Source organism: Telluria sp. Soil_C_11, from assembly GCF_057657395.1.
In genome coordinates this window covers 1-8,469 of record NZ_JBDGIN010000036.1, presented here as the reverse complement: position 1 = coordinate 8,469, position 8,469 = coordinate 1, and the positions used below count along the sequence as shown (strand labels likewise).

Annotated in this window: 4 protein-coding genes; all 4 read left to right on the top strand. The window is 65.9% G+C overall.

The features are described 5' to 3' along the window. Positions 1-185 precede the first annotated feature (185 nt). The 4 genes from AC3A6M_RS24610 to AC3A6M_RS24595 are packed head-to-tail and all read left to right on the top strand — an operon-like array spanning position 186 to position 8,336. Complete coding sequence (locus tag AC3A6M_RS24610) at positions 186-1,718, top strand: TIGR02677 family protein (protein WP_487855321.1); 1,533 nt, start codon at positions 186-188, stop codon at positions 1,716-1,718. Beyond that, the gene (locus AC3A6M_RS24605; protein ID WP_487855320.1) at positions 1,715-2,977 is read left to right on the top strand and encodes a TIGR02678 family protein; all 1,263 of its coding nucleotides are present in this window, start codon (positions 1,715-1,717) and stop codon (positions 2,975-2,977) included. Before AC3A6M_RS24610 ends, AC3A6M_RS24605 begins: the two co-directional genes overlap by 4 nt. Then, on the top strand, positions 2,977-7,125 hold the full coding sequence (locus AC3A6M_RS24600; protein WP_487855319.1) for a TIGR02680 family protein: 4,149 nt from the start codon (positions 2,977-2,979) through the stop codon (positions 7,123-7,125). The genes AC3A6M_RS24605 and AC3A6M_RS24600 overlap by 1 nt, the downstream gene beginning before the upstream one ends. A gap of 2 nt (positions 7,126-7,127) precedes the next feature. Continuing rightward, the gene (locus AC3A6M_RS24595) at positions 7,128-8,336 is read left to right on the top strand and encodes a TIGR02679 family protein (protein ID WP_487855318.1); all 1,209 of its coding nucleotides are present in this window, start codon (positions 7,128-7,130) and stop codon (positions 8,334-8,336) included. Positions 8,337-8,469: the final 133 nt, after the last annotated feature.

Here is an 8,469-nt window from a genome sequence, read left to right as displayed (position 1 = left end):
CGCCGATGATAGTGCTGCAACCAGTGTGAAAGTAGGTTATCGTCAGGCTAATTATTTGCAGAAGCCCGCTCAGTTAAATCTGGGCGGGCTTTTTGCTTTGGGCGTTCCGATTTGCCGCAGGTTTGACTCGTCAACGTCAATGGTTCTATAGTCAACGAACCATCGACTCTGCTCCGGACAGACTAATGGATCGTCTTGCACTGCCCGCTGGCGATCTTTTTCGCCATGTCAGCGCCGACAAGGCCGCGCAGTATCGTGCGATCATGGATACGTTTGCCGCTGCGAAGCGCCAGTTCCGGCTGCAGTTGCGGCCCGACGAGGTTCAGCTCGAAGCGGCATGGCCGGGCCCTGTTCCTTCGCTCGACGACATACAAGGTGCGCTATCCCAACTGGCGGCCTGGGGCAACCTGGAAGCGCAACCCGATACCAGCCGGGTATTGAATATCGAAGACTTTTATCGGGCGCGCTACCTGTACCGCCTGTCGCTCGGCGGCGAAGCTGTCGAGGCAGCTCTTTTCACCTTCGCGCACACCCTGTCCCGCCAGAGCGAACTCCAGACCGTCGCACTGGAGGACATCCTGACCCAACTGAATGCCTTGCTCGCTCTGGCCGACGAGGCCTCCCCGGATCCGGCCAAGGTACATGGCGTACTGCGCGATCTCGTCCGCGTATTCGAGGGGCTTGCCGACAATGCTCAGGCTTTCATGGCAGGCGTTGCCCGCACCATCGAACTCCAGCAAGCCGATGTACAAGCGGTCATCGCGTTCAAGCAAAGGCTGATCGATTATTTGCAGCGTTTTGTTGGCGACCTGGTCAGCCGCTCCGGCGCCATCGCAAGTCGAGTCGCAAAACTGGACGGCCAAATCGAGCCCTTGTTGTCGATCGCGGCGCAGCGCGAGCGACGCGACGCCGCACCCGGTGGCGAAGACCAGCAGCAGGCCGCGCTTGCGCTGCGCTTGGCCACCTGGCGTGAACGCTGGCGGGGCCTGGTTCGCTGGTTCATCAGCGAAGGACATATCCAGGCCCAGTCTGAACTGTTGCGGGCCAAGGCGCGAGCGGCGATTCCGCAATTACTGGCCGCAGTCGCTACATTGACCGAGCGACGCAATGGGCGCAGTGACCGTTCCGCCGACTTCCGTATCCTCGCGCGGTGGTTTGCAGAGACGCCCAGCGAAGACGACGCGCATAGATTATGGCGGGCCGCCTTCGCCTTGCATCCGGCGCGTCACCTCAGCCTGCAAAGCGGGGACGCAATCTTGCAGGCTAACCTGCCGGCCAGTACGCCGTGGGCCGAGGCGCCGGCGGTCGCCATCCACCCCCGCTTGCGCGAGCAGGGTGAAATCCTGCCGCGCGGCGCGCCGCCGCATGTACGCGAGCGCGACGCTGAACGCGCCAGGCTGGCTTCCTACGTCGCGGCGGAGCGTGCGCAGATCGACGCCGCACTTTCCCTGCTGGCGACCGGAAGAACGATGCGCCTGTCCGAACTCGGGGTGCTCGAACCTGAGGCCTTCCGCTTGTTCCTTGCGCTGCTGGGCGAGGCATTGGTGGCGCAACGCCATCCCGAGGAGCCTGTGCAGTGTCACAGCGCCGATGGCCTTCTTCATATCCGCCTCGAACCGCTGGGAGGCGACAGCGTCGCCCGCATCCAGACCGCGGATGGCGTGTTTGCCGGCCGTGACCATTTGCTGACCATTACGGCGACCGTGGAGGGTGAATGAGGAACGACAGCGGACAAGGCGCCCAGGTCAAGGATGCGCTCAGCCGGCATCGCGACGACGAGCGGCGCGAGGCGGCGCGTGCACTGTTGATGTGTCCGCTGATGACGGCAGCGCATCCCGCTTTCGGGGCCGTGCGCCGGCACGCCCAGGAGCTGCGCGACTGGTTTTCGCAAACCGCGGGCTGGAGCCTGCAGGTCGAACGCGATTGCGCACGCCTTTACAAGCGTCCGGCTGACCTGGAAGACGCCAGTCGCGGGGTGCCCGAATTCGACCGACGCCGCTACATCCTGTTCTGCCTGGCCTGCGCGGCACTCGAACGGGCCGACCCGCAAATCACCTTGCGCGCGCTGGGCGAACGCTTGCTTGCCCTGGCGGCCGAACCGGAGCTCGGCGCACGCGGATTTACCTTCCTCCTCGAGTCGCATCATGAGCGGCGCGAGCTGGTGGCGATCTGCCGGTATCTGTTGTCGCTCGGCGTCCTGCAGCGCGTGGCCGGCGACGAGGATGCATTCCTGAGCCAGGTGGGCGACGCGCTGTACGACGTCCAGCGGCGCGTGCTGGCGGGTCTGTTGGCCGCATCGCGCGGGCCGTCCACATGGCCGGTCGAGAGCGCACCGCAGGATCTTCCTGGCCGGCTGGCCGCATTGACCGAAGAGTTCACGCCCGACAGTGACGAAGGCCGCCGCACCGCGATGCGCTACCATCTCGCGCGCCGCTTGCTGGACGACCCGGTGCTCTACCTGGCCGAGCTGGATGCCGAGCCGGCCCTGCGCGCCTATTTCCAGAATCAGCGTGGTGCCCTGGCCAGCCGCCTGTGCGAGATGACCGGATTAACGCCGGAGCAGCGGGCGGAAGGACTGGCCCTCGTGGACGAAGACGGTGAATTGACCGACATCGCCATGCCCGCTACCGGAACCGCGTCCCACATCACGCTACTGGTCGCGGAGTTCCTCGCCGGCGCCGGGCGCCGCGCGCCGGGATCCTGGGTCACCGAGCAGGCCGTCTCGACGTTCGTCCACGAGGCGAAGGCCGAATATGGTCGCTACTGGAGCAAGGCGGCACGCGAACCCGGCGCAGAAACAGAGCTGGCACGCTACGCCGTCCAGCGCCTGGCTGCGTTGCGGCTGGTGCGGCGTGGCGATGCCGCCGTGCGAGCCCTGCCGGCCCTGGTCCGTTTTTCGTTCGGACAGACCGAAGTCGTCGCCCGCAAGCGGGCATCCACGCCAAAGCACCTTAACTCCCAATCCGATCTTTTCTGATGTCTGACTCACTGCTTCCCGACGTCCCTGCCGACGTCGCCCAACCTGAACCAGTGCTGCATCGTTGGCAGCCGCTACGTATCGGCCTGGTTGAGCTGTTCCATTACGATAGCGAGGAATTCTGGTTCCGTGATGGCCATCTGCTCCTGCGCGGTAATAACGGCACCGGCAAGTCGAAAGTGCTGTCGTTGACTTTGCCTTTCCTGTTCGACGCCAACCTGAAGCCATCGCGCATCGAGCCGGATGGCGATGCCGGCAAGAAGATGGCGTGGAATCTTTTGCTTGGCAAGCACGAGCGGCGTACCGGTTATGCCTGGATCGAGCTCGGGCGTATCGGAGAAGACGGCTTGGCGCGCTACCTGACGCTGGGAGCAGGACTGGCGGCGGTGGCGACGCGCAGCCAGGTGGATCACTGGTTCTTCACTACGGAACAGCAGCGCGTGGGACGTGATTTCTGGCTGATCAGTCCGCAGCGGGTCGTGCTTGGAAAGGAAAGGCTGGCGCAAGCGCTGAACGGACATGGCCAGATATTCGACAGCGCCACGGCCTATCGTCGGGCGGTCGACGAGCGCCTGTTTCATCTGGGCGAGACGCGTTATGGCGCATTGATGGATACGCTGATTCAGCTGCGCCAACCGCAGCTGTCGAAGAAGCCGAACGAGGAAAACCTGTCGAACGCGTTGACCGAGGCACTGCCCCCGCTCGCGGATGATCTGATGGGCGATGTGGCGGAAGCGATGAGCCAACTCGAGGAATACACGCAGCAGCTGGACGAGTTGAGCGCGCTGGGCAAGGCGGTCGGGCAGTTCAATCGCCAGTACCAGCGCTATGCGCGGGTCAATGCGCGACGCCAAGCCAGGGTATTGCGCTCTGCCCAGACCGGATTCGACAAGGCCAGCCGCGAGCTGAGCGAGGCCCGTGCAGCCTTCGACATGGCGATGGCCGACGAAACCGCCCTGGCCGCCGCGCGCAAAGCGGGCAAAGACCGCCAACGCTGCGCCCGGGCCGTTCTCGAGGAAATGTTGGCCGACCCGCTCATGCAGGATGCCACTCGACTCGAAGAGCTCGAGCGGCTGGCGACAAGCCGCAAGTCCGACCTGGCGGAGGCACATGCCGTATTGCAGACGGCGCAGGCACGGTGTGCGCGCGACGCGGAAGCGCTACGCGTCGGCAGCCTGCGCGCTGAAGCCGCGTGCACCGCAATGGCTCGCGCACGCGCGGACATGGCCAGCGTTGCTCAGGTGGCAGGCATGGCCGAGTGCGACGGTCAGGCGGACAGCCATTTCGCCGATCCATACGCGCTGGCAGATCTGGCCGAGCCCGAGTATGCGCGGCTGCAGCGGGACCTGCGTGCGCCTGCCGTCCGCAGACGTGAAAGCATTGTCCTGCTCGAACAGCGTTTGCGCATCGTAGACGACGCCGCGCGCGCGCGCGCCGCCGATCAGCGCGCGCGCGACGATCGTGCTGATGACTTGGCCGACGTCGCTGCCGCGCTGGAAGCGGCGGAACTGCGCATCGATCACGCCGGCGGACAGCTGGTCGAGGACTGGCAGGCATACGTGGCTGCGTTACGTGAATCGAGGATGGATGCGTCGGAGGCGATCATTGCCGCACTCAATTCCTGGAGCCGGACGCTGGATGGCGAGAATCCTGCGGACGCTGCATTCGCGATCGCCCGACGCGACAGTGAGTTGCGCTACGCCGCGCACGAGGCGGCATTGGATCGGCAGCGGCGTGCACTCGCCGAACAGCGCGCGGCATTCGAGAGTGAGCGTGCACGGCTGGCGCAAGGGGAGGACCGGCACCCGCCCGTGCCTTACCCGCGCGGCGAGTCTACGCGGCCGCCGGAACGACCCGGAGCGCCATTCTGGCAGTTGCTTGAATTCCGCGCCGATCGGACGCTGGACGAGTGCGGGCGGGCCGGGCTCGAAGCCGCACTCGAGGCGGCCGGGCTGCTCGACGCCTGGGTGACGCCGGACGGTTGCGTCGATATCGGAACGAACTTGCACGACACGCTCTTGCAGGCGCGTTTACCGCAGGCGCACTCGCTGGATGAGTGGCTCATGCCGGCTGTGGACGGAGCGGTGGTGCCGGAACAGGTGGAGCTGCTGCTGCGCTGCATCGCCTGTAGTGGGCACGATGACGGCCAGGCCGAGGTCTGGGTTGCGCCCACCGGCGCCTTCCGGATCGGGCCATTGTCCGGCCAATGGAACAAGCCGGCCGCCAACTACATCGGTGCTGCGAGCCGCGCCGAGGCCCGCCGTCGGCGTCTCGCGGAGATCGATGCCGCGTTCGCGGGCCTGGCGTTGGAGCAGGAAGGGCTGATGGCGGATGTCGACGTATTGGCGGCACGCCGGATAGTCGCCGAGCACGAATGGCGCGGCGCGCCCTCGGACGCCGATTTGCGCGCGGCCCATATCGAAGCGCGCAGCATGGTGCAGCAGCGGCGCCTGGCGGTCGAGCGGCTCGCCCAGGCCGATGCCCGGCTGGCGACCGCCGATGAACGCTGGCGCACGGCGCGCGACCAGGCGATGCTCGATGCCGCCGATCTTCGCTTGCCGGCCGATGCCGCGGGCCTGTCGCGAGCAGCGGCCGAGCTGGCGGAGTTCGAGCGTGCACTCCAGGATGTGCTGCTCAAAGCCAGCGAGGTGCGCCATGTGCTGCCGGAGCAGGCGCGCCAGCTCGCTCGCGTCGAGGAACTCCAGCAAGACATCGCGTCCCGGCACGAAAGGTTGGCGCTGCGCCGCTCCGCGTACGAGGAGGTGTCGGCCCGACTGCAGAGCCTGACCGAGTGTGTCGGCCTGCGCCTCGATGAGCTCAAGGCGCGTGTCGCACGCGTGCGGCAAGCGGTGCAGGATGGCGAAACGACACTGGAGGAACAGGGTAGAGCACTTGCCGCCGCGAGCGAGCGACGTGCGCGCAGTGAGCAGCATGCCGACGATGCTCAGCGCATGCTGCAAGAGCGCACCGAGCTGCGCCAGCAGTCCGTGCACGCGCTGGAACAGTTCTGCGCGACCGGTCTGCTCGCGGTCGCGCTGCCAGAGCTCGAAACGGCGCCGTTGCCTTGGGGCGTGGACGCCGCGCTCGGGACGGCTCGGCGTACGGAACAGCTGCTACAGGACGTGGATGCGGAAGACGCGGCCTGGTCGCGTATCCAGGCGTCGTTCTCACACGACTATTCCGAGTTGCTACGCTCCTTGACCGCGCTGGGCCATCAGGCACAGGCCGAGACCAGCGACTTCGGGATGATCATCACGATCATCTATCAGAATCGTGCCCAGCGCCCCGATCTGATCGAGGCCAGCATCCGAGACGAGATCATCCAGCGGCGCGAGCTACTGACGGCGCGTGAAACCGAGGTTCTGGAGAACCACCTTCAGGCCGAGGTGGCGGCGGCCATTCAGCGTATGCTGAGGGCGGCGGAGGCACGTCTGCAGGCAATCAACGGTGAACTGGCGAAACGGCCCACGTCCACCGGTGTCAAGTTCCGGCTGGTCTGGCAAATACTGCCCGAAGGGCTGGATGGCGCGCCGGTCGGCCTGGAAGCGGCGCGCAAGCGCTTGCTGCAGACCAGTTTCGACGCATGGTCGCAGGACGACCGCCAGGTCGTCGGTACGATGCTGCGGAACCGGATCGCGGCAGAGCGCACGCGCGCAGAAGGTGAGGGCGAAAGTCTGCTCGACATGCTGGGCCGGGCCCTCGACTACCGGCGTTGGCACCGCTTCCGTGTTCAGCGCTGGCAGGACGGCCAATGGCGTCCTCTCTCCGGACCGGCATCGAGCGGTGAGCGCGCCCTTGGATTGACCGTGCCGCTGTTCGCGGCGGTATCGAGCTTTTACACCCATGGCGGATCGAAGCATGCGCCTCGCCTGGTATTGCTTGACGAAGCCTTCGCCGGCATCGATGACGCCGCGCGTGCGCACTGCATGGCGCTGATCCGCGAATTCGACCTCGACTTCGTGATGACCAGCGAACGGGAATGGGCCTGTTATGCCGAGCTGCCGGGAGTATCGATCTGCCAGCTGCAGCGCCGTGAAGGGATCGATGCCGTCTATGTGTCGCGCTGGACGTGGGACGGCAGGGCGCGCCGTTCCGAGGCAGACGGTGTACACCGCTTCCCACCGGCAGCGGACGGCGGAGCAGGTTGAGCATGGATGGGCGCGAGCGCCTACAGCGACTTCTGGGCGGGGCCGATCTGCAGCGCCTGCGTGGCCGTCTGCGCAGGCGCTTCGAGCGCGGCACCGGCACCGGTCCAGTCACCTTGAGTGGACTGGACGCCACGGAAAGAGAGGTCCTGTGCGGTCTGTTGGGGCGGCGCCCGGGATCGGCAGCGTCGATGCGTTTCGAGATCGAGGAACTCGACGCGGTGTTGCGGCGGGCAGGCTTGGCCGACTCCTTGCGCCACGCGATCGAGATTCTGGATGGCGCGATCGTCGACCGCGCAGCGGCGCGTGCCGAAACCGATCGGCGATGGCGTACGGTGCAAGACAGCATCGCCAACCCGCACGTGAAGTCGCTGCTCGGCGTGCCGCGCGGCCTGGGATTGCTCAAGAGGTTGGCGGCGGGCGACGCGGCAGGCGCCATGCGCTTGTGCGAGCAGGCCGGCCTAGTGCTGGAGCGTCTGCCGGCAGCTGCCGTCACGCGTTCGCAACTGGCCGCCAGCTTGCTTGGTGACGCGCATGCGCTCGACCCGGGACGTCCGGTAGCTACACTCTTGCTCGCCACATTGCGCATGCGACGGCAGGAAGACGAAACCGCGGCAGAGCAGGAAGACTCCGACCGGTCGGTCTGGGCGACAGCCGGGGTGCTGGTCAACGAACTCGCGCGACCCGTCCTGTTCCTGAACCTGCCTACCGCAACCGGTGTGCTAGGGGGCGAAGGCGAGCCAGCATATCTATCGTTGCGCGCACTACTGCGCGCAACGCCGATGTGGCTCGTGGGCGGACGGGAGGTCTTTGTTTGCGAAAACCCGGACGTCGTCGCGATTGCCGCGGATGCGCTGGGCGAAAAGGCGGCACCGCTGGTCTGCACCGATGGGATGCCCGCTGCGGCGCAGCGCACCCTGATCGCCCAACTGCGTGACGCGGGTGCCGTCTTGCGTTACCACGGCGATTTCGACTGGGCTGGGATTGCGATCGGCAACGCCGTCATGACGCGATTCGGCGCAAGTCCCTGGCGTTTCGGTACAGCCGACTATGTCGAAGCCGCGCGCTGTGTCACATCCGGCACCAGTTTGTTGCCGGACGAACGGCGTGAAGCGGGCTGGGATCGCGACCTGGCGACGGCAATGGCCGCACGCAGTATAGCCGTCCACGAGGAGGCGGTCGTTGCCGAATTGATTGCCGACCTGGCCCGGTAGGTGCGAAATAGCAACGGCATCTGGTTGTGGTGAAAACGACTTGCGCGACCCTTCAAGGCTTTGCTATAGTTCGCGTCCTGCTTCTGCAGCGCACAAATGGTTCAAACAAATGTGCACACTGCAAAAACGGATG